We start from the raw sequence: 21,556 nt of genomic DNA on the forward strand, positions 1-21,556 counted from the left end.
TGAATCACTTATCGTGTGTACTTAACTGCCATCTGCCGACAAAGGCAGATGGCCCGTCTTGACCAGAATCAGGCAACCTTCCTTGCTGAAAGGCTGGTGGGTACTCCAATGGGGACTCCGCATCCAGGTTCCGGCGGGGTATTCGCCGTACTCATCGGCAAATGTTCCTTCCAAGACCAGTATTTCTTCACCACCATAATGACGATGTGCCTGAAAATAAGTTTCCGGCTGCCAGCGTACCAGCGCGGTATGCTCTCCCTCAAAGTCAGCCAGGGGGAGTACCGTGAGACCATCTACCAGACCGGATGACCAACGCGCCTGAGCCAGGTTGACACGTACCGGCTGCAGATCCCGGGGATTGAAGTGGCGCAACTTCACAAAGAGGATGCAGCCCTCATCTGAATAAGGGGCATGGGCAGAACCAGGAGGATTACGCAGATAAGTCCCGGGACCATGAATTCCTGTCTCATCGGAAAACGTCCCCGTCAGAACAAAAATTTCTTCACCCAGAGGGTGTTGGTGTTCTGGAAAATGGGCACCGGGAACATAACGCACCACGGAAGTCGCACGGGCTGCTTCCTCCCCGTCCCGCTCCAGCAAACGACGCTGAACGCCCTCTGCCGGAGAACCCTGCCAGGGTAAGTCCGGGGTGTAAATGACCACCGTTTTGGACCAATCGGTATTGAGCTGCATCACTATCTCCTGTTATTACATACCGTCTGGTTGGTATAAATTTTAGGAAATAGCGACCCAAACGTCAAGTCGCGGAGGCTTAGACCAGGGGCAACCACCAGGCCAGCATCAACAGGGTCATAATCAACACGGGTGGAGTGATGAGCAGACCGGTTTTCATATATTGACCCCAACCTACGGTTACGCCCTTACGACTGAGCACATGCAACCAGAGCAAGGTAGCCAGACTGCCGATGGGGGTAAACTTCGGCCCCAGATCGCAACCGATGATGTTGGCATAAATCATTATCTCCCGGAGCATGGGATCTGCTGTGACCGGGAGATGATGAATAGCCAGCGCACCCACCAGCACTGCAGGCATATTGTTCATGATGGAAGACAGCAGTGCGGCCATGAAGCCGGTGCCCAGAGCCGCCACTACGGGGCCATGGCTGGCAAAATCATGGAGCGCTATGGTGACATAATGGGTCAGTCCGGCATTGCGTAAACCATAAACCACCAGGTACATGCCCAGACTGAACACCACAATGGCCCAGGGAGCGCCGCGCAGCACCTTGCGCACCGGAATTTGTGCATCGCGCCCCCCCTGCAACCAGCGACCAGCCAAAGCCAACATGATCAAGGCCCCGGTTCCGGTGACTACCGACACGGGTACATTCCAGTGCGCCGTCACAAAATAGGCTACCAACAATAAGATAAGCACCGGAAAACTGGCACGAAATACCAGATGATCTTTAATGACCGTCGCCGGATCCGGCAAATGCGCCGTAGGATAGCTGCCCGGCACACTACGCCGGAAATACAGCCAGAGAACCGCCAGAGTGGAAAGCAATGCCACTATATCAACGGGCACCATGACGATCGCATATTGTGAAAAGGTAATATTAAAGTAGTTGGCGCTGACAATGTTCACCAGGTTGGAAATCATCAGCGGTAAGCTGGTGGTATCGGCGACAAAGCCAGTAGCAATAATAAAAGCAAAAGTCGCTGTGGGAGAAAAATCCAGACGGAGCAAAATGGCCATCACAATGGGCGTCAACAAAAGAGCGGCGCCATCATTGGCAAAAACCGCAGCAATACAGGCACCCAACAAGACAATCAGTACAAAGAGCAAGCGACCGCGTCCCCCGCCCCAACGCGCCACATGCAGGGCTGCCCAGTGGAAAAATCCGGCCTCGTCCAGAATCAGGGAAATGATAATCAGGGCTACAAAGGTAAAGGTGGCATCCCAGACAATATGCCAGACAATAGGAATATCGCTCCAGGTAATGACGCCCGTTGCCAGGGCAACGACCGCCCCGCCCATGGCGCTCCAGCCTATGCTCAGGCCTTTGGGTTGCCAGATGACCAAAATCAGGGTGACGAGAAAAATGACTACGGCCAGCATGGGGCTATACTCCAGACAATTGGAAAGTGACGTTAGTCTTGACGAGGCGTTGATACTTGTCAATACTACAAGAAATGTTCGTGGATAGAATGATGGAAATTTCAAAAGAAACGGAAAACATTGTTCAGCAACTGGAGTCGCTAGCCTCTCCCGTGCGCCTGGAAATTTTTCGCCTGCTCGTTGAACAGGAGCCCACAGGACTGGTTTCCGGTGATATTGCCGAACATCTGGACCAACCCCACAATGGTATCTCCTTTCATTTGAAAAGCCTTCAACATGCCGGTCTGGTTACGGTGCAACGCGAGGGTCGTTATCAACGCTATCGGGCTGACATGAGCGTAGTTCGGGCATTAGTCGCCTATCTGACAGAAAATTGCTGTCGTGGTACCCGGAATTGTTCTTTACCCCAACCTGCAGATCTGCCACTTGACGAGGAAATACTGAATGAAAACTCCTGAAATCCTGTTCCTTTGCACCGGAAATTCCTGTCGTTCCATTCTTGCAGAAGTCACCATGAACGGACTGGCCGATTCACGTCTACACGCAACCAGTGCCGGAAGCCATCCTGCGGGTTATGTTCATCCGCGTTCGATACAGCTTCTCCAGCAGGAGGGGTTCGCCACAGAAGGTCTGAGCAGCAAATCCTGGGATGAACTGAAAACCACGCCGGACATTGTCATTACTGTTTGTGCCAGTGCTGCTGGCGAGGCCTGCCCCGCCTACCTCGGGCCTGCCATCCGCGCACATTGGGGGGTGGAAGATCCGGCCAAGGCCACCGGCAGCGAGGCAGAAATTGATGCGGCTTTTCAAACGGCATACCGTATTCTCCGGCACCGCATTGAAGCCTTGCTGAAATTGCCTGTTGCTGAATGGCTCGAAAAAGATCCCACTCAGTTAAGGCAGGAACTGAATCGCATTGGCACCATGGAGCCCTGAGTACATGGATACAGCCAATCAGAACCCAGTGATGATTCCTGCTGCCCAGGAATTTCATCTCAGTTTCCGGGTCAGCGACCTGGCTGAAAGCACCCGTTTTTACGAGCACTTTCTGGGGGTCGCGCCCAAGCAAAGCACGGCACGCTTCAGCACATTCATCGTCCCGCATTTGTGCCTGAATCTCGTTATTCTGGTGAATGACCGGGGAGAAGCGCTGGATACTTATAGTCTTTATCATGTGGGGCTGGGTGTGAAAGACCGGGCGGCAGTCATCGAAAGCTATCATCGCGCCATGGCGGCGGGTGCTGAAATTGTTAAGCCACCCCGCACTACCTGGCGCGGAATGCCTCTACATGAACTTTGGCTGCGGGATCCCACGGGCTACAACATTGAAGTGTACGCCCGCCTGACTGATGCGGAACTGGCAGAAATGCCTGCTGATCAGGAGCCTTTTTTCCTGGTGCCAGGCACTAAACCGAAATAAAACGCCTGATTTATCATAAATCTAAAAACGGAAGTTGCCGTGGGTGCTTTGCTGCGACTTTTGTTTTGAGCCGTTGTTGTTCCTGGCGAAATCATGCGCCCGTCAGGAGAGCTGTCTGAGCCCAAAGGGCGAGTTCTCTCCTGACAGCAGGATGAGCCCTGGAACAACAGGCGAGGAACAACGGAGCAAAAAGCACCCACGGCAACTGCCGTTTTTTGGATGAATGATCTAACCGGTCTGGTATTAGTCTTCTAACAAAGACACTTCCAGATCGGTACCCAGAAGACGGGTTTCCAGTTTTTTAATTTCATCCCGTAATGCTGCCGCCTGTTCAAATTCCAGATTGCGTGCATGGCGGAACATTTCCTCTTCCAGCTCCTTGATTTTTTTGGCAACTGCTTTCGGATCATTGAGCAGGCGATAAGTGCTGTTTTTCTCTGCCACCTTCGCTGCAGGTTGGGCGTTACGTCGATACACGCCCTCAATAATATCAGCTACCGGCTTCACAATGCCTTTGGGGGTAATATGGTGGAGATCATTAAAATGCACCTGCTTTTCGCGGCGGCGATCTGTCTCTGCCATGGCCGCCGTCATGGATTTGGTGATCTGATCCGCATACAAGACCGCTCGACCGTGCAAATTCCGGGCTGCGCGGCCAATGGTCTGAATCAACGAGCGCTCCGAGCGCAGAAAGCCTTCCTTGTCTGCATCCAGAATCGCCACTAACGCCACTTCGGGCATATCCAGCCCCTCACGCAGCAGGTTAATGCCAATCAGCACATCAAAAACGCCTGCGCGTAAATCCCGAATAATTTCCACCCGTTCAACTGTTTCAATATCTGAATGCAAATAGCGGCATTTGATACCCAAGTCGTGCAGATAGTCGGTCAAGTCTTCTGCCATACGCTTGGTCAGGGTGGTAACCAGAATGCGCCAGCCACTGCGGATGACTACATGGATTTCACTGATCAAGTCATCGACCTGGCCTTTTGCCGGGCGTACCTCCACGAGCGGGTCCACTAATCCGGTAGGCCGCACCACCTGCTCGACAATCTGCCCGGAGTGCTCCATTTCATAGGGTCCGGGAGTTGCAGAAATCATGATGGTCTGGGGCATGAGTGCTTCAAACTCAGGAAACATCAGGGGTCTATTATCCAGCGCAGAAGGCAGGCGGAAGCCATATTCCACAAGGGTTTCCTTGCGGGAGCGATCCCCCTTGTACATCCCCCCGAACTGGGGCACGGTGACGTGAGATTCATCAATAAACAGTAAAGCATTGGGTGGCAGGTAATCCATCAAGGTAGGCGGTGCCTGCCCGGCGCTTCTTCCCGATAAATAACGGGAATAGTTTTCAATACCCGAGCAGTATCCCAACTCTGCCATCATTTCCAGATCAAAACGGGTACGTTGCTCCAGACGTTGGGCTTCTACCAGTTTGTTGGCCTTGCGGAGATCTTCAAGACGCTGCCGCAATTCATCTTTGATACTGTCCAGCGCTTCCAGAATTTTCTCCCGGGGGGTCACATAATGGCTTTTGGGATAAATGGTATAGCGCGGCAAACGCACAATGGTTTTCCCCGTGAGCGGATCAAAAAGCGAAACCCGTTCAATTTCCTCCCCGAATAATTCCACCCGCACTGCTTCGTCTTCACTTTCTGCGGGCCAGATATCAATCACATCACCGTTAACCCGAAAGTTACCGCGTTTCAGTTCCAATTGGTTACGGGTGTACTGCATTTCTGCCAGCCGCTGAAGAATCGCACGCTGATCCATGAAATCGGATTCGCGCAAATGCAAAATCATGCCATGGTAAGAAGCGGGATCACCCAGTCCGTATATGGCCGAGACCGTCGCCACAATAATGACGTCGGGCCTTTCGAGCAGAGCTTTCGTCGCGGAAAGGCGCATCTGCTCAATATGGTCATTAATGGAAGCATCTTTTTCAATAAACGTGTCCGAAGACGGGACATAGGCCTCCGGCTGATAATAATCGTAATAACTGACAAAATACTCGACGGCGTTATGCGGAAAAAAGCTGCGCATTTCCGCATAGAGCTGCGCCGCCAGTGTCTTGTTGGGGGCCATGATAATGGCCGGCCGCTGGGTCGTGGCAATCACATTGGCAACCGTAAAAGTCTTCCCGGAACCGGTCACCCCCAGGAGAGTCTGGAAAAATTCTCCATCCGTCAGCCCCTGGACCAGCTGACGAATCGCCTCCGGCTGATCGCCCTGGGGCGAAAAGCGGCTTTCCAGAATAAGGCTTTTGTCCATTGGCCACTCCACGGGTTACATTTTGGTTAATAAACGGCAGATCGGCGCCCTTCCCTGATCACGATGCCTACTTTACAATATGCGGCTTGTACAAACATCTGTTGTTTGTTCATGCGCCTGTAGCTCAACTGGATAGAGCAACGGCCTTCTAAGCCGTAGGTCATGGGTTCGAGTCCCTTCAGGCGCACCATAAAAATCAATTTGTTATGAAAATATATAGCTTCCTGTTTGTGCAGTTTCGTGTTTTTTGTCCCCCTATGGTCCCCTTTTGCAAAACATTAGGCGGCCGCTGCGGATGATTCCTTAACCTGAAACGGAATCGGCGCACCCGAAGAAAATTCCCTGCATCCGAAGATCTAGTGAAATTTAAGGGCCGATCTTGGACTGCGTCAAAGTCAATTTGAATCTACTATGTTTATTCATAGAGCATGGGAGCACGAGCATGAATCAGACCAAAATTCAGAAGTGGGGGCACAGCATGGCTCTACGCATACCTGCCACGACCATACGGAGTTGGGGCGTCGGCGAGGGTCAAGCCGTCTCATTGAATATTGAAAACGGCGCACTGGTAGCACGACCAACACAAAAGCGTTACACCCTGGACGAATTGCTATCTCAATGTGACTTTACTCAGCCCATAAGCGCCGAAGAGCGCGAGTGGATAGATGCGCCGTCAGCAGGAATCGAAGAAATTTGATGCGGTGGCCACGGCGAGGGGAGATTTGGCAGGCAAACCTCAGCCCGACATCAGTCCGTGAACAGCAAGGTCATCGTCCCGTGCTGATCGTATCGAGAGAAGCCTTCAATCGCTCTGGCCTGGTTTGGGTCTGCCCTATCACTCAAGGTGGCAATCAAGCTCGATTCGCGGGCTTTGCAGTCTCTTTGATGGGGTCTGGAACTAAAACACAGGGAATAGTGATGAGTAACCAATCCCGCACCGTTGATCTTATGGCAAGGGACGGAAAATTTGTCGAGATGGTCCCAGAGTCCATAGTCAACGAAGTGATAACCAAGATACAGGCCATTTTGGAATGACAAAATGAGTAGACTCACCGTACAACCCGCCGAAAAACGATGGAAAACGGATCAGTGACGCCAGCCACCGAAATGATTCACTCTCGTTTACTGAAGTAGCCGCATATTCAGGAAAGGATTCCCCTATTTTGAATTGCGCGTATTCCACTTTTTCTCCTGTGACCATCATTCTCAACGTCATCATGAATTAGAGCAGTCGTGTATCGTGCAGCCCCATTCTTCCCCATTTTTTCCAGTTCCCCCAAGGGATGCTCTGATGCCAGTGACGATGGGCTAAGCGGCGCAGGCCTTGGTGTTTGAGCCATACCTGCCGTCTTAAGGTGCAACCCCGGTGTCCCGTATCAACATAACGGCCAGGTGCACACGACCTGGAGCAGGAGGCACCAGGCAGGTGTTTCCTGCAATAACCGGCATAGCGATGCGCCTTAAAGCGCGTTTGAATGTGAACAAAAGCGAATGGACTATTGTGCGGTCCGCATTTTCTGTGTGCTCTCACAGCTATTTTCGCCATCCTTCTGCCCGCCATGCCATGTCGGGTATTTAACGGCCTGATTAATAATCAGGATTGCAGGAATGCCTCACTCAATCACTCAACGCCGACCTTGAACGCTTACGCACCGCGCTGGTAGATAAAACCCGGCAGATTGAGCGCCTGCAGGCCTCGGCGCAGGAAATCGATAAGCTCGTATCAAAGGACACTCCATGACCAGATTGAACCGCGTCACTCTCAAACAACATCACCGTGTGCAGTCATGGTTTGGATGCAAATGTCCGGGTAATATCATGTGCCGGGAGAGGGCTGTAGGTCAGGGGTTCGAGTCCCTTCAGGCGCACCATAAAAATCAGCTCAAGACGAATGACTCCCACGGCGTCTGTTCATGCGCCGGCTGCGGATTTGCCAAAGGGTCAGCACCAAACCCACTGCTACGTATATAATCCCGGCAAAGAAGAGAACCAGAGGAGGATGCACGGCGATCAGGGCGACAACCAAAACGACAATAATAGCCAAAGCAAAAGGAACACGCCCGTGCAGGTCAAAGTCCTTGAAACTGCGAAAACGGACGTTACTGACCATCAGCAGCCCCAGAACATAGACCAATCCCAAGGCGATATATTCACTGATCTGAGTCAGCCAGGGATACCCCTCGCCAACGGCCACCCAGACCAGACTGGCCAGAACGGCTGCCGCAGTGGGGATTGGCAAGCCCTGAAAGTAGCGTTTTGAAGCACTGTGCACCTGGGTATTGAAACGCGCCAGACGCAAGGCCCCACAAGCCGTATAAACAAAAGCACCCAACCAGCCGAATTTGCCGAAATTCTGAAGCCCCCAAAGCAGCACCAGAATAGCTGGAGCCAATCCAAAGGCGATGACATCGGCCAGTGAATCATATTCTGCACCAAAAGCACTTTCCGTGTGGGTCATCCGGGCAACCCTGCCGTCAAGACCGTCCAGAATCATGGCAATGAATATGACGATTGCGGCGGTACGATAATGGCCATGAATAGACGCAACAATGGAATAAAAACCGGCAAAAAGACTGGCTGTCGTAAACAAATTGGGGAGTACATAAACGCCCCGCCGGGGATACCGGGGATTCATGTTATGGACCCAGGCAAAGTAGCCAGACACTGCGCGCCGGACCGCACCCTCTCACCAATCCGCACCTGAACTTCCGTATCCAGTGGTAAATAGGTATCTACCCGCGACCCGAAACGAATAAAACCAAAACGCTGACCGGTGGCCACGTCATGATCGTTATGGACATAGCAGACAATGCGCCGGGCCACCAGGCCCGCTACCTGCACCACGGTGACATCATGCCCCCCGGGAGTTTTCACCCAAATCGCATTCCGTTCATTTTCCAGTGAGGCCTTGTCCAGGGCGGCATTAAAAAATCTGCCCGGGAAATACCAGACATTTTGTATACGTCCACTGACCGGCATGCGATTGACGTGTACATCAAACACATTCATAAAAATACTGATCTTAAGCGCTGGCCGCGACAGGTAAGGATCATCGACCTGCTCAATGGCAATCACCCGACCATCCGCCGGACAAAGGACAGACCGGGAGGACAAATCCGGTAACGGCCGACGCGGGTCCCGAAAAAACTGCAGACTGAACAAAAACAACAGATAAAAAATAGCCGGGAGGAGCAACCACCAACCCGTCAAAAAAATCTGCAAGACAATGGCGATGATCAGAAAGGCGAGCAGAAAAGGCCAGCCTTCACGCGCCAGAACAGGATATGGATAGTCAGTTTTCATGGGCGGAGCGTATCAGGACCGGAGCCATGAGAAAAGGGCGAACACCCAAGGCAAAAGAATTGCCCAAGAGAATTCACCCTTTTTCAAAAGTGCAAACAAATTTAGTTGCGTGAACGGTCCACAATCCGGTTCTGACCAATCCAGGTCATCATGGAACGCAGCTTGTTGCCCACCACTTCAATAGGATGCTCAGCACCTATCCGGCGCATGGCCTGCATGGTCGCCTTGCCAGCCTGATTTTCCAGAATGAATTCCCTGGCGAACTGGCCCGTCTGGATTTCGGTGAGGATTTTCTTCATCTCGGCCTTGGTGTCAGCATTCACCACACGCGGGCCACGGGTGAGGTCGCCATATTCTGCCGTGTTGGAGATGGAGTAACGCATGTTGGCAATACCCCCCTCGTACATCAGATCGACAATCAGCTTCAGCTCGTGCATACACTCAAAATAGGCCATTTCCGGCGCATATCCTGCTTCGACCAGCGTTTCAAAACCGGCCTGTACCAGGGCCGTGGCGCCGCCGCAGAGTACCGCCTGCTCACCAAACAAATCGGTTTCGGTTTCTTCACGGAAGGACGTTTCGATGACACCAGCGCGGGTACCGCCATTGGCCTTGGCATAAGCCAGAGCAATGTTGGTGGCGTTGCCACTGGCATCCTGATGCACAGCAATCAGACTGGGCACCCCACCTCCCTGGGTGTAAGTGGAACGGACCAGATGGCCGGGACCTTTGGGTGCCACCAGGAAGCAGTCGAGATCGGCGCGGGGATGAATCTGACCGAAATGCACGTTAAAGCCGTGTGCGAATACCAGTGCCGCACCCTGTTTGATTTTGGGCGCAATTTCATCGCGATACAAAGCGGCCTGGCCTTCATCCGGCGTCAGAATCATGACCACATCGGCGCTGGCCACCGCTTCACCGACCTCTTTCACTTCCAGACCGGACTTGACGCCCTTGTCCCAGGAAGTGGAGTCCTTACGCAGACCCACCACTACGGAGACCCCGGAATCCTTGAGATTCAGCGCATGGGCATGGCCTTGTGAGCCGTAACCAATGATGGCCACTTTCTTTTTCTGGATAAGGGCCAAATCAGCATCGTTATCGTAATAAACTTTCATGTAAACCTCTGCGTATGTACAAAAAATGAATAATAATCAGGAAAATCAGATAGCCTTGGCCCCACGGCTGATGGCGCTGGCGCCACTGCGCACCACCTCAATGACCATACCCGGGTCCAGCGCATGAATAAAGGCATCCAATTTGTCACCAGGACCCGTGAGTTCAATGGTGTAAGAGCGATCGGTGACATCAATGATCCGCCCCCGGAAAATATCCGAAAGCCGCTTCACCTCTTCGCGATCAGGGCCGACAGCGTGAACCTTGATCAGCATCAGTTCGCGTTCAATGTGTGGTCCCTCACTGAGATCATGCACGCGAATCACTTCAACCAGCTTGTTCAACTGTTTGAGTACCTGCTCCATGATTTCTTCGGAACCGCTGGTGGCCACAGTCATGCGCGAGATGCTGGCATCATGGGTTGGCGCTACCGTCATGGCTTCAATGTTATAACCCCGCGCCGAAAATAAACCCGCCACCCGCGACAAGGCACCCGCTTCGTTTTCCAATAAAATAGAAATGATATGGCGCATGCTTACACCAGGATCATATCAGAAAGTCCCGCACCGACAGGCACCATGGGATAAACATTCTCCTTGGCATCCACGCGGAAATCCATGAATACCATACGATCCTTGAGACGTAAGGCTTCGCGGATGACTGGCTCGACGTCAGCGGGAGTATCCGCACGCAAACCAATATGCCCATAGGCTTCAGCCAGCTTCACGAAATTCGGCAAGGCATCCACATAGCTCATGGCATAACGATCTTCATAAAAGAACTCCTGCCACTGGCGGACCATACCGAGATAATGATTATTCAGGCAGGCCACCTTGAGGGGCAACTTGTATTGCTGACAGGTAGATAATTCCTGAATATTCATCTGGATACTGCCATCACCTGTAATACAGACCACCGTAGCATCCGGCTCAGCCACCTGCGCACCCATGGCTGCAGGCAAGCCAAAACCCATCGTCCCCAAACCACCACTGTTCACCCAGCGACGGGGTTTATCAAAACCATAAAACTGGGCAGCCCACATCTGATGCTGTCCCACATCAGAAGTCACAATGGCATCTCCGCCAGTCAGTTCAAACAGTTTTTGTACCACAAACTGCGGCTTGATGATCTGATCATCCTGCTGGTAATGGAGACAATCGCGCTTGCGCCATTCCGCAATCTGCGCCCACCAGGCCTGCATGGCATGGGGGTCGTTCAGCGCATCCAATTCACCAAGCACCTGATTCATTTCTGTCAGGACCTGCTGGAGATCACCAACAATCGGCACATCCACCCGGACATTTTTGGAAATGGAGGAAGGATCCACATCCACATGCACAATTTTGGCATGCGGCGCGAACTTGGCGAGATTACCGGTAACCCGGTCATCAAAGCGTGCTCCCAGCGCCACCAGCACATCACAATGCTGCACTGCCATGTTGGCTTCATAAGTGCCATGCATGCCCAACATCCCCACAAACTGGGGGTCAGAAGCGGGGTAAGCGCCCAGGCCCATCAGGGTATGGGTAATGGGCACATTCAGGCTCCGGACCAGCTTGCGGAGCTCTTCAGAAGCATTACCCAACACAATGCCACCACCGGTGTAAAACATTGGACGCTGGGCACTGGCAATCATCTGCATGGCCTTGCGCACCTGCCCCGGATGTCCCTTGATTGTCGGCTTGTAGGAACGCAAGGAAATCTTGTCAGGATAGTGGTAGGCACACTGATGACCGGTCACATCCTTGGGAATGTCCACCAGTACCGGGCCGGGTCTGCCGGTTGCCGCCAGATAAAAAGCGGTCTTCAGAGTGCTGGCCAGATCCTTGATGTCCTTGACGAGAAAATTATGCTTGGTGCAAGGTCGGGTAATCCCCACCGTATCCACTTCCTGAAAGGCATCATTGCCAATCAGCGCAACGGGAACCTGTCCACTGATCACCACCAGAGGGACGGAGTCCATATAGGCCGTGGCGATGCCGGTAACAGCGTTGGTGGCACCCGGACCACTGGTCACCAGCGCCACACCCACCTTGCCGGTCACCCGGGAATAGGCATCGGCAGCATGCACAGCCGCCTGCTCATGACGTACCAGCACATGCTGCACGGCTTCCTGCTTATCCAGGGCATCATAAATGTAGAGAACCGCACCGCCGGGATAACCAAAAACGAATTCCACACCTTCATCACGCAGGGCGCGCACTACAATCTCGGCACCGGTCAAGGTTTCGGATTCAGTTTTTGGGCTCAGGCGCTCATGGGTGGTGGTCGGGGACGTCATCGTCGTACTCCTCAGGGAATAAAGTATCAGCGCAAAAAACTAGACAGTTTTCCCATGCAGGTCAAATAAAAATGCCTTGGCGTAGTTTGCCCGCCATCTATAGCCCGCCATCAGTAATGCTTATGTAAGTTTTCCATGTAATCGCGGGCCTTGGCGACCAGGTTTTCCGGCAGGCCGCGCTTGGCGGCAATCACCAGTCCCAGCGAGCGTCCAGGCACACCAATTTCCAGCTCGTAGGTAGGCTCCAGCCGCTCGTGATCAAAACGCATGGAGGCATTACGCAGGCAGGCATGGCTTTCAGCAAAAGATTTGAGCGGGGTCAAATGGGTGGTCACCATGCCGCGCACCCCCCGTTCGGCCAGATGGTCCAGTACCGCCATGGCCAAAGCAGCGCCCTCTTCCGGGTCGGTACCGGTACCCAATTCATCCAGTAAAATCAGGGTATGGTCATCGGCATCGGCAAGAAGACGTTTGAGCACTTCCACATGCCCGGAATAGGTGGAAAGCTGAAAAGCCACACTTTGCGGATCGCCCATATCGACAAAAATCCGGGTGAAGTTACCGACCACAGCCCGCCCCGCCACCGGAACATGCAGACCACAATGGGCCATTACTGTCAGCAGTCCCACGGTTTTCAGGGAAACACTTTTCCCCCCCGTATTGGGCCCTGTCACCACCAGAATCGGGCAATCGGCATTTATATGTACTGTCAGCGGCTTGGGTTGCGGGCCGCGTTTTTCAGCGTAGGCCAGGATCAGTTGCGGGTGATAGGCCTCTTCCAGAATCAATACCGGTTCATCCACCATTTCTGCCGCCTTGGCCTGTAAATGAATGGATAATTGCGCACCGGCAATGGCCAGATCCAGCCAGGTCAGAGATTCCACCAAGTGCTGCAGGCCACTGAGCCGTTCCCTGCCTTCATCACTGAGCGCACGCAGAATGGCCTGATTTTCCTGCTCGATACTACCAGCGATTTTCTCCAGCCGATTATTGCTGGCCACCAGTTCCATAGGCTCTACCAGATAACCATGGCCGCCAGGACCAGTGCCCCGCCGCACGCCGCGAATCTGATCCGTAGCGCCATCGGGCAGATGCACGCAGGCACGCTGCCCGGACCAGTGCAATTTGGCACCCGGAGCGCCCAGGTGCGACTGCATGGACTTCTGAATCTGATCGCGTTCGCTCTTGAGTTCGGCATGTAATTTTCGCAGCGCGGCATTACCATCTTCACGAACGCTGCCGTTGGGCATTAACACGGCGTCAATTTTAGGAAGGAGATCGGCGGCTGCATCCAGACGTTCCGGCCCGGTCGGCAACAAGGCAGGTCGCTTTTCAGCAAAAGGGCGTAATTCCTTACCCACGCGCAACACCAGAGCCAGGTTGCGGAAAGCGGTTCCTGCCAGTGCTGCACCGGGACTGGCAACCTGGCGGATAGCAGCACGAATATCAGGCAATTCCGGAACCACAGGCCCTTCCCCGGACTCCAGACCAAAGCGCGCCGCCGTAATGGCATCCTGCAACTGCCGGGCGACACCGACACTGGGGGCGGGTCCCAAATTACGGGCCGCATCGGCGCCAAAAGGTGTCGCACACAATTTTTCCAGTAATCGGCGAATACCCTCGAATTCCAGGGGTTTCAGGTCGGCTTCCATGGGTTCTCCTCAGTTTGGAATTTTATCAAGAGTACAAAAGGCTACCGTCTAATACCAATCCGCTTAAGCTTGGGTCAATTCTCGCCACCAGCGTTTGCGGCCCTCCGGGACGACAAAAGATCCGAGATCATCAGGTGCCATGCGCGACAAAATCCAGCCGGGAGGAACTAGTTTGCCACTGCTGCCACAGGATGCGCCGAGATTGTTGGGATCGTATACTTTAACGAGTTGTGGATGGTCAAAATCATCCACATAGACAATGCCCAGGTATTTTTCGCGATGATCCTGATGCAACAAGGCACTGATGGCCGCCAGCCGCTGCCGGAACACTTCAGCATTCACCGGCTGTTCAGGATAATCCACCCCGACAAAATATACGTACCAACCATTATCGGCCTGGGCCTCCAGGGTTTCCACAAAAGTATCCCATCTTGACCAGTCCTTGATACCCCACAGCATTCCCCGATAAACATCTGTAAATCCGGACATTCACAATTCTCCTGTTGCGCCCTGAAAACTGAGCAATACCTGCCGGGTCAGGGGGCGGGTGCGATGTTCAAATAAAAAAACGCCCTGCCAGACCCCCAGGGCTGCGCGGCCTTCCCTGACCGGTATGACCAGGCTATTTTGGGTCAGTACACAACGCAAATGCGCGGACATATCATCCGGTCCTTCATTGCGATGAAAAAAATGGGGATCATCATCGGGCACCAGCCGGGCAAAATAACCGAGAATATCGCGCAGCACGTCCGGATCGGCATTCTCCTGAACAATCAGACTGGCTGAAGTATGGGGAACAAACACATTCACCAGCCCCTCCCGGGCACCTATGGTCTGCAACCAATCCTGGAGCTTTTCCGTCAGCTCATGCAGCCCCCGGCCACCGTGTTGAATTTTCCACTCGGCACTGAAATGCTTCATGCTTTACCTCTACCTCTTTGTTGGGCGCGCCGCACCCGAAAAAAATCCCTCAACAGGGTTCCTGACTGTGCTGCCAGCAAACCACCTTCCGCCTGAATACGATGATTAAAACGCGAATCGTCCAGTAAATGATAAAGACTTTCCACAGCTCCCGCCTTGGGATCAGCTGCTCCATAAACCACCCGGCTGACCCGGGCATGGAGCATGGCTCCTACACACATGACACAGGGCTCCAAAGTGACATAGAGCGTGGATCCTGTCAGTCGATAATTTTCAGCCAGACGTGCTGCTGCACGCAATACCCGTATTTCTGCATGCGCGCTGGGATCGTGTTCGGCAATGGGTGCGTTGTGGGCTCCAGCCATGAATGCTCCGTCATGATTTACCAAAACTGCACCGACCGGCACCTCTCCGACAGCAGCTGACTGCGCCGCCAGATCCAGAGCCATACTCATCCAGTGTATATCCGATATTTGTTGCTCGGCCATCATCAAGGTTCCTGCTATTTGCCGGATTTATCGCAGCACCAGACACTACAAGAGCAATTATTGCAGCCTCGCGCCTTGACAGAATCCGGAATGCTGCTAATTTCCACCGCAAGTTGCGAAAAAGATACTGGCCATGCATACGTTTCATCAACTTAATTTGCAAGGCAATGATTATAACATTTGTCAGACCATAAAAAAGGAATAGACGTGCTAAGCATACCAAGTTCTCCTTTGCTGGGCCTGGATATCAGCTCTGATGCCGTAAAGCTCGTTTCGCTGGCCCAAAGCCGTGGAAAAATCCGGGTGGAGCACGCTGATTCCGAGACATTACCGCCAGGGGCTGTCAGTGATCGGGATATTCTGGATAGTGAAGCCGTTTCCCGCGCCCTGCGCACTATTCTGGAGCGTTCACGCATTCGCACCAAGGCTGTTGCTACAGCCCTTCCCGCCAATATGGCCATTGTCAAAGTCATTTCCCTGCCGGCTGATCTGGACGAAGTGGGTATTGAAGACCAGATCCGCTACGAAGGCAGTCAATATATCCCCTACAGTATTGATGCCGTTAATTTTGATTTTTCTGTTCTTGGTCCAGATGAGACGCGCAAAGGTTTCAACCACATTTTACTGGTTGCCAGTAAAAAAGAAGCCATTGAAGATCGCGCAGCAGTTCTCGAAGAGGCGGGCTTGAAGCCGCAGATTGTCGATGTCAAACCGTTTGCACTATGGTTACTTCATGAGCATCTGAATGGAGCAAATACCAAAAACAGTAACCATACTGGCAAAGGCATTGTCTTGGTAGAAATCGGAAATATCACCACTAATATTTACGTCTTTCAGGATGGACATCCCGTATATTCCAGAGAACATAATTTTGGCCTGAGCCGACTCCTGGAAGAAATTCAGCGTCGCTACAATCTCGACAGTAACGATGCCCAGCGCATGGAGCGTTTTGGCGGACTCCCGCCAGAATATGTCAAAGAGGTGCTTCAGCCTTTTGCCCGCAATATGGCTCAGGAACTTTTCCGTTCTCTGGATTTCTTCCAGGCCAGCATGCCTGACGTACCCACGGCAGCCGTCCACCTTTTTGGAGTAGGTGCAAAAATCCCACAACTTGCCGACCAGTTACGGCAAATGGTCAGCTTTCCGGTTTTGGTCCCGGATCCCTTTGCTGGTATGGAAATTTCACCCCACATCAGCAGACACTTTATGGACGCTGACCGATCGTCTCTCGCGGTTGCCTGTGGCCTGGCTTTGCGGAGGATTTCGGCATGATTCGCATCAACCTGCTTCCCTATCGCGAGGCGAGGCGCGCCAAGCGCAGCCAGTTCCTGGCCGCAGCTCTCCTCGGCATTCTTTTGCTGGCAGCACTTTTTTATTATGGAATTTACAGTATTTTCAGTGCCCGCGTCGCCAGTGAACAGACCAAAGTCAATTACCTGCAAGGGGTAGCCACGCAACTGGACACCAAAATTGCCTCTATTGCCGACCTCCGCAAAAAACGGGATGAATTACTCGCCAGAGAAGACATCATCACCGATCTTCAGGATCAACGGGATATGGTGGTTCAGGTTTTCAATACCCTGGCCGCAGAAACCCCCAATGGTGTTTTTCTGACCCATTTACAGCAATCCGGAAATTCCATGACCGTGAATGGCTATGCGGAAGACAATGATCAGGTAGCTGCTTTCATGCGGAATATTGATGCCTCCAAAATATTTACCGAGCCGCAGTTAAACATTATCAGCAAATCCAAACTGGGTTCCGAGGAGGTTGGACAGTTCACCTTACAAATGAACATCCGCAAACCCACCGCAGCCGGTAAAAGCGCTCAGACAACGGGCACACAGGAGGTCCAGCCGTGACTTTCGACGAAATTCGCAATTTGCAGGTGGATGACATCCTCCGTTGGCCGTTAAAAACCAAATTGATCGCCATTGCCATCATTATCGTGATTTTAGGCATTGTCGTCTGGTTTGAATTCATCTCTCCAGAAAATGACAAATACGATGCACTGCATACCCAGGAACAGGGCCTGAAAATCCAGATCAGGCAAAAGCAGTTACTGGCGGCATCGTTACCAGCCTATCAAGCACAAATCAAGGAAATGAATGTGCGTTTTCAGAAGTTTCTGGAACAGCTTCCAAACCGGACACAAATTCCATCACTCCTGGATGATGTGACTTTGGCAGGACGCAGCCGTGGGCTTGATTTTGAATTATTTCAGCCTACTGGCGAAATCAACAAGAATTTTTACGCGGAAATTCCGGTGAAACTGAAAGTGGTTGGTACCTATGATGACATCGGACGCTTTGCCGCAGCAGTAGCCGCCATGCCCCGCATCGTCACCATCAGCGGTATCGATATTACCCGGGTTCCCGATACCGGCAGCACACCTGCCGCCAAAGCCCTTGCTGCCCAGAAACTGACCATGCAGTGTACGGCAACCACCTATCGGTATCTGGATAATGGAGACAAAAGCAGTAATACCCAGGCCGGGGGCAAGCCATGAAAACGATCGGAGCGCGTTTCCATAAAAAAATACGCCATGTTCTGGCTATCAGCGTCAGCATCGCCATGCTGGCTGGCTGCTCGGATAGTGATGACTTAAGTCATCTGCGCAATTTTGTGGCCAATGGACCAAAAACCAACAATCATATTACGCCATTACCCAAAACCCCGGCTTATGAGCCTGATGCCTATAACAATCCGACCAATCGTGATCCGTTTACCAGCTTCTCCGAAATGCTGTTGCGCAAGGAAGCGGCCAGCGAAGCCACCGGCCCCCGCCCGGCTTCCCATGGCCCCATGCAACCTCTCGAAAAATATGCGCTTTCCAGCCTGAGTGTATCAGGTATCATGCGCACCGCTGACGGGCAGTTATGGGCCGTCATTCAGGCACCAGATGCAAAAGTGTATCGCGCCAGATTGGGTAGCTACATCGGAAGACATGACGGACGCATAACGGGCATTGATGACCGCATGGGCAAACAATCTGTCACCGTTGAGCAATATTTACCCAATGCTTTTGGTGGTTATAAAAAGCAACAGACCGTTTTACACATGCAGGGTGGTAACTGAACATGACGAGCCTGACCCCGAAGAATACAGAGGAATACAAAAAGATGCGCACAGCCAACAATGCCCACCTTCCACTCAGTAGCCGTTATCCGCGCCTGCGTCCATTAACCGCTGCCATTTTAGCGGCGGCACTCAGCCTGAGCTCTGGGGCAGCCTGGGCGGAGAGTCTCATCAGCAGCATCACCCCCAGCCCGGATCAGCACGGTACCGCTTTCATCATTCATAGTGATTCGCGCCCTGCCTATGATGTCAACACACTTAACGGCGGATATCGGGTACAAATCGATTTCACCAACGCTCACTTTCTGCCCTCTGTGGGCACCGTCATGGGTAGCGGAGCGGTTCAAAATGCACTGACCGAAAATGAGGGACATAATGCCCGGCTGGACCTGCTTCTGAAATCTCCCCAGGCAGTCATGATAGAACCTACGCTTGGCGGTTATCGCCTGGCGTTTGTCGACAGCACCGCACCTGCAGCAGCCCCTGCCCCGGCAGCAACTTCAAACGCTGCGGTATCCAGCCCCGCAGCAGCTCCTGCTCCGCTTATGACCTACGGAACTGAAATCAATGGCCTGAATTTCAAGCGCGGCAAACAGGGTGGCGGCATTCTGGATTTGTCCATCACCGGACCGCAACCGGAAATGAATGTTACCCGGGAAGATGGCAAACTGGTGGTTGAACTCAAAAACACGACCCTGCCCGCCAGCTACACCCATCGCTTTGGGGTGACCCAGTTCGGCACTCCGGTACAGTTTGTGGATAGTTATCCTATTGGCCGGAATACCCGCCTGGTATTTGCCATTAATGGACCCTATGAATACTCGGCTTATCAACTGGGTCAGCAGACCATGATTGATGTGCATCCCAAGACCGAAAATGCTGTTGAAAATCCCAAGGACAGCGCCCGTCTGAGCATGGATTTCCAGAACATCAGCGTACGTGATGCCCTGCAGGTTATTGCCGACTTCACCCACCAGAATATTGTGGTTTCCAATAATGTGACGGGCAGCCTTTCCATCCGTCTGAAAAATGAACCCTGGGAACAGGCCTTCAAGGTCATTCTCGAATCTCAGGGATTGGCGGTAAAACATATCGGAAACATTCTCTGGGTGGCTCCCGCCAATCAGATCAGCAGTCAGGAAGAGGCGGAACTTAAAGCCGATGCCAGCAAGCGCAAGCTGGAACCTCTGGAAACACAGCTCATTCAGATCAAGTACGCCAAGGCCTCGAGCATTGCTTCACTGCTGGAAGGGTTTGACCAGAACAAGCAACCGGGTGCCCCTGACGATCAGATGAGCAGCTATCAACAACAATCTCTGGCCAACGCCCTTGGACTGCCAAAATCCAGCATTATCGGTAACTCCCTGCTTGGCCCACGCGGTTCCGTGGCCGTAGTAACCCGTACCAACAGCCTGCTGGTACGGGATACCCCGCGAGACATTGAAAATATCAGAAAGCTGATTGCCAAAATCGACAAGCCCGTACCGCAGGTCCTGATTGAGGCGCGCATTGTCCAGATAACCACCAGTGCGGCACATTCTCTGGGCGTCAACTGGGGCGGCACCTATACCTCCAACGGTGCGGGTGGCGTCGTCAATCTTTCCGGAACCGGAGTGACTGGCACAACGGCAACCCAGGGCGGTGCCTATCCCATCCAGGGCAGCAGCAGTTCCAGTTCTACGACCGGCACGGGCTTCACCGTACCCGCCCTGGCCAATCTGGCTGCTTCCAATGCCGGTACGGCTTTGGCCAGTGCTACCCCGGCTTCTCTGGGCTTTGCCCTGGGAACGGCTGCAGGTAATCGTATTCTCAACCTGCAATTGCAGGCTCTGCAGGTGGACAATCGCGCCAAAATCATCTCCAGTCCAAAAGTCATGACTGAGGATAATGAAAAGGCAGTCATTTCTCAGGGTCAGGAAATCCCCTACCAGCAGTCCACCAGCAGTGGCGCCACTTCGGTATCCTTCAAAAAAGCCGAATTGAGTCTGGATGTGACGCCGCACATTTCTCCTAATGGCAAAATCACCCTGGATGTGGACGCCAAAAACAATCAGCCCAACTACGCCGATGCCTTGCCTTCCGGTATTCCTATCACCACCCAGGAAGTCAAAACCAAATTACTGGTCAACAATGGACAAACCATCGTTATTGGCGGTATTTATACGGACACCACTAATCACAACCAGACAGGCATTCCTCTATTGAAAGATATTCCGCTGCTGGGCTGGCTCTTCAAAAGTAACGTTGACAGTGTCGCCAAAACCGAACTGCTGGTGTTCATCACCCCCAAAGTTGTGGGTGGTGACGCCCAGGACGGCCTCGCGGGTGCTGACGGCGACAGTAATCTCGGACAATGACCGGAACAGTCATTCTGATCGGGCCGATGGGCTCGGGCAAATCGACCATCGGGCGGCTTCTGGCCGCCCGTTTACGTATTCCCTACGTCGACAGTGACCAACTGATCGTCACCCAAACGGGCGTGGACATACCCACTATTTTTGAAATTGAGGGAGAAGCCGGCTTTCGCGAGCGCGAAGCAAAAGTCATTGCCGATCTGGCCGGGCACAATCAGGATATGGTCCTTGCCACTGGCGGCGGTGCCATTCTGGACCCCAAAAACCGCGCCTATCTGCGCCAGAAGGGTCAGGTGATTTATCTGGATGTCAGCGTAGAAGAACAATTAAAAAGAGTACGCCACGACCGTAACCGCCCTTTGTTGCAAACCTCAGACCTGGAAAGTCGTCTGCACAGTCTCGCCCAGCAAAGAAGCAGCCTTTATCAGCAGACAGCCCATTGGCGGATCAGTGGTGATGGCCTGCGTTCAGATCAGGTACTACGGCGGATTTTAAGGTATTTACACGCACAAACAGGTTAAATGAGGATGCCCCTCTTGCCTGCAGGCCCAAGAAACTCAACAATGGATGGGTAAACCCGCCCACAAGAGCT

23 protein-coding genes and 1 tRNA gene are annotated in these 21,556 nt (G+C 52.9%); 12 read left to right on the top strand and 12 right to left on the bottom strand.

Annotated features, from left to right (window positions below; genetic code table 11):
- Window positions 1-21: 21 nt before the first annotated feature.
- Window positions 22-693 (bottom strand): cupin domain-containing protein, encoded by a 672-nt coding sequence (locus H7F11_RS01995; RefSeq protein WP_193649613.1) that lies wholly within the window; start codon window positions 691-693, stop codon window positions 22-24.
- 79 nt (window positions 694-772) lie between these two features.
- Complete coding sequence (locus H7F11_RS02000; protein ID WP_193649612.1) at window positions 773-2,080, bottom strand: arsenic transporter; 1,308 nt, start codon at window positions 2,078-2,080, stop codon at window positions 773-775.
- A gap of 92 nt (window positions 2,081-2,172) precedes the next feature.
- Here H7F11_RS02000 and H7F11_RS02005 point away from each other — a divergent pair, with 92 nt between their 5' ends.
- From H7F11_RS02005 to H7F11_RS02015, 3 genes are read left to right on the top strand one after another with little or no spacing between them, the layout of a single operon-like run.
- Window positions 2,173-2,538 carry an ArsR/SmtB family transcription factor gene (locus H7F11_RS02005; RefSeq protein ID WP_193649611.1) on the top strand — a complete coding sequence of 122 codons (366 nt, stop codon included), beginning with the start codon at window positions 2,173-2,175 and terminating at the stop codon, window positions 2,536-2,538.
- Window positions 2,525-3,016, top strand: coding sequence for an arsenate reductase ArsC (locus H7F11_RS02010; protein ID WP_193649610.1), 492 nt, complete (start codon window positions 2,525-2,527; stop codon window positions 3,014-3,016). The genes H7F11_RS02005 and H7F11_RS02010 overlap by 14 nt, the downstream gene beginning before the upstream one ends.
- 4 nt (window positions 3,017-3,020) lie before the next feature.
- Window positions 3,021-3,500 carry a VOC family protein gene (locus tag H7F11_RS02015; protein WP_193649609.1) on the top strand — a complete coding sequence of 160 codons (480 nt, stop codon included), beginning with the start codon at window positions 3,021-3,023 and terminating at the stop codon, window positions 3,498-3,500.
- Window positions 3,501-3,743: 243 nt separating this feature from the next.
- Here H7F11_RS02015 and uvrB read toward each other — a convergent pair whose 3' ends face one another.
- Window positions 3,744-5,771, bottom strand: coding sequence for an excinuclease ABC subunit UvrB (uvrB, locus tag H7F11_RS02020; RefSeq protein WP_193649608.1), 2,028 nt, complete (start codon window positions 5,769-5,771; stop codon window positions 3,744-3,746).
- 113 nt (window positions 5,772-5,884) lie between these two features.
- Between uvrB and H7F11_RS02025 the strand changes: the two genes are divergently transcribed.
- From H7F11_RS02025 to H7F11_RS02035, 3 genes are all read left to right on the top strand, one after another.
- Window positions 5,885-5,961: transfer RNA gene (locus H7F11_RS02025), tRNA-Arg, on the top strand.
- A gap of 252 nt (window positions 5,962-6,213) precedes the next feature.
- Window positions 6,214-6,468 (top strand): AbrB/MazE/SpoVT family DNA-binding domain-containing protein, encoded by a 255-nt coding sequence (locus tag H7F11_RS02030; protein WP_193649607.1) that lies wholly within the window; start codon window positions 6,214-6,216, stop codon window positions 6,466-6,468.
- Window positions 6,468-6,806 carry a type II toxin-antitoxin system PemK/MazF family toxin gene (locus H7F11_RS02035; protein WP_193649606.1) on the top strand — a complete coding sequence of 113 codons (339 nt, stop codon included), beginning with the start codon at window positions 6,468-6,470 and terminating at the stop codon, window positions 6,804-6,806. Before H7F11_RS02030 ends, H7F11_RS02035 begins: the two co-directional genes overlap by 1 nt.
- Window positions 6,807-7,653: 847 nt before the next feature.
- Here the strand turns inward: H7F11_RS02035 and pssA are convergent.
- The 9 genes from pssA to tadA form a co-directional block, all read right to left on the bottom strand.
- Entirely contained in the window at window positions 7,654-8,406 is a 753-nt protein-coding gene (gene pssA, locus H7F11_RS02040) for a CDP-diacylglycerol--serine O-phosphatidyltransferase (RefSeq protein ID WP_193649605.1), read from the bottom strand.
- A complete protein-coding gene (locus tag H7F11_RS02045) occupies window positions 8,403-9,074 on the bottom strand; it encodes a phosphatidylserine decarboxylase (RefSeq protein WP_075323108.1) in 672 nt (223 codons plus the stop codon). Before H7F11_RS02045 ends, pssA begins: the two co-directional genes overlap by 4 nt.
- Window positions 9,075-9,175: 101 nt before the next feature.
- The gene (ilvC, locus tag H7F11_RS02050; RefSeq protein WP_193649604.1) at window positions 9,176-10,192 is read right to left on the bottom strand and encodes a ketol-acid reductoisomerase; all 1,017 of its coding nucleotides are present in this window, start codon (window positions 10,190-10,192) and stop codon (window positions 9,176-9,178) included.
- Window positions 10,193-10,237: 45 nt separating this feature from the next.
- On the bottom strand, window positions 10,238-10,723 hold the full coding sequence (ilvN, locus tag H7F11_RS02055) for an acetolactate synthase small subunit (protein ID WP_075323110.1): 486 nt from the start codon (window positions 10,721-10,723) through the stop codon (window positions 10,238-10,240).
- 2 nt (window positions 10,724-10,725) lie between these two features.
- Window positions 10,726-12,471, bottom strand: a complete 1,746-nt coding sequence (gene ilvB, locus H7F11_RS02060; protein WP_193649603.1) for a biosynthetic-type acetolactate synthase large subunit — start codon at window positions 12,469-12,471, stop codon at window positions 10,726-10,728.
- 110 nt (window positions 12,472-12,581) lie between these two features.
- Window positions 12,582-14,123, bottom strand: coding sequence for an endonuclease MutS2 (locus tag H7F11_RS02065; RefSeq protein ID WP_193649602.1), 1,542 nt, complete (start codon window positions 14,121-14,123; stop codon window positions 12,582-12,584).
- Window positions 14,124-14,186: 63 nt separating this feature from the next.
- Window positions 14,187-14,612 carry a hypothetical protein gene (locus H7F11_RS02070; protein WP_193649601.1) on the bottom strand — a complete coding sequence of 142 codons (426 nt, stop codon included), beginning with the start codon at window positions 14,610-14,612 and terminating at the stop codon, window positions 14,187-14,189.
- Window positions 14,613-15,044: a secondary thiamine-phosphate synthase enzyme YjbQ gene (locus H7F11_RS02075; protein ID WP_193649600.1), complete on the bottom strand. Its 432-nt coding sequence runs from the start codon at window positions 15,042-15,044 to the stop codon at window positions 14,613-14,615. It lies immediately after the preceding gene.
- Entirely contained in the window at window positions 15,041-15,535 is a 495-nt protein-coding gene (gene tadA / locus H7F11_RS02080; RefSeq protein ID WP_193649599.1) for a tRNA adenosine(34) deaminase TadA, read from the bottom strand. Before tadA ends, H7F11_RS02075 begins: the two co-directional genes overlap by 4 nt.
- A 204-nt stretch (window positions 15,536-15,739) precedes the next feature.
- Between tadA and pilM the strand changes: the two genes are divergently transcribed.
- The 6 genes from pilM to H7F11_RS02110 are packed head-to-tail and all read left to right on the top strand — an operon-like array spanning window position 15,740 to window position 21,485.
- Complete coding sequence (pilM, locus tag H7F11_RS02085) at window positions 15,740-16,804, top strand: type IV pilus assembly protein PilM (protein WP_193649598.1); 1,065 nt, start codon at window positions 15,740-15,742, stop codon at window positions 16,802-16,804.
- Entirely contained in the window at window positions 16,801-17,394 is a 594-nt protein-coding gene (locus tag H7F11_RS02090; protein WP_193649597.1) for a PilN domain-containing protein, read from the top strand. The genes pilM and H7F11_RS02090 overlap by 4 nt, the downstream gene beginning before the upstream one ends.
- Entirely contained in the window at window positions 17,391-18,041 is a 651-nt protein-coding gene (locus H7F11_RS02095; protein ID WP_193649596.1) for a type 4a pilus biogenesis protein PilO, read from the top strand. Before H7F11_RS02090 ends, H7F11_RS02095 begins: the two co-directional genes overlap by 4 nt.
- Entirely contained in the window at window positions 18,038-18,610 is a 573-nt protein-coding gene (locus H7F11_RS02100; protein ID WP_193649595.1) for a pilus assembly protein PilP, read from the top strand. Before H7F11_RS02095 ends, H7F11_RS02100 begins: the two co-directional genes overlap by 4 nt.
- 44 nt (window positions 18,611-18,654) lie before the next feature.
- Entirely contained in the window at window positions 18,655-20,967 is a 2,313-nt protein-coding gene (locus tag H7F11_RS02105) for a type IV pilus secretin PilQ (protein ID WP_193649594.1), read from the top strand.
- On the top strand, window positions 20,964-21,485 hold the full coding sequence (locus tag H7F11_RS02110; protein WP_193649593.1) for a shikimate kinase: 522 nt from the start codon (window positions 20,964-20,966) through the stop codon (window positions 21,483-21,485). The genes H7F11_RS02105 and H7F11_RS02110 overlap by 4 nt, the downstream gene beginning before the upstream one ends.
- Window positions 21,486-21,556 lie beyond the last annotated feature (71 nt).

It is taken from the genome of Acidithiobacillus sp. HP-2 (genome assembly GCF_015100155.1).
In the GTDB taxonomy this organism is placed as follows: Bacteria; Pseudomonadota; Gammaproteobacteria; order Acidithiobacillales; family Acidithiobacillaceae; genus Acidithiobacillus.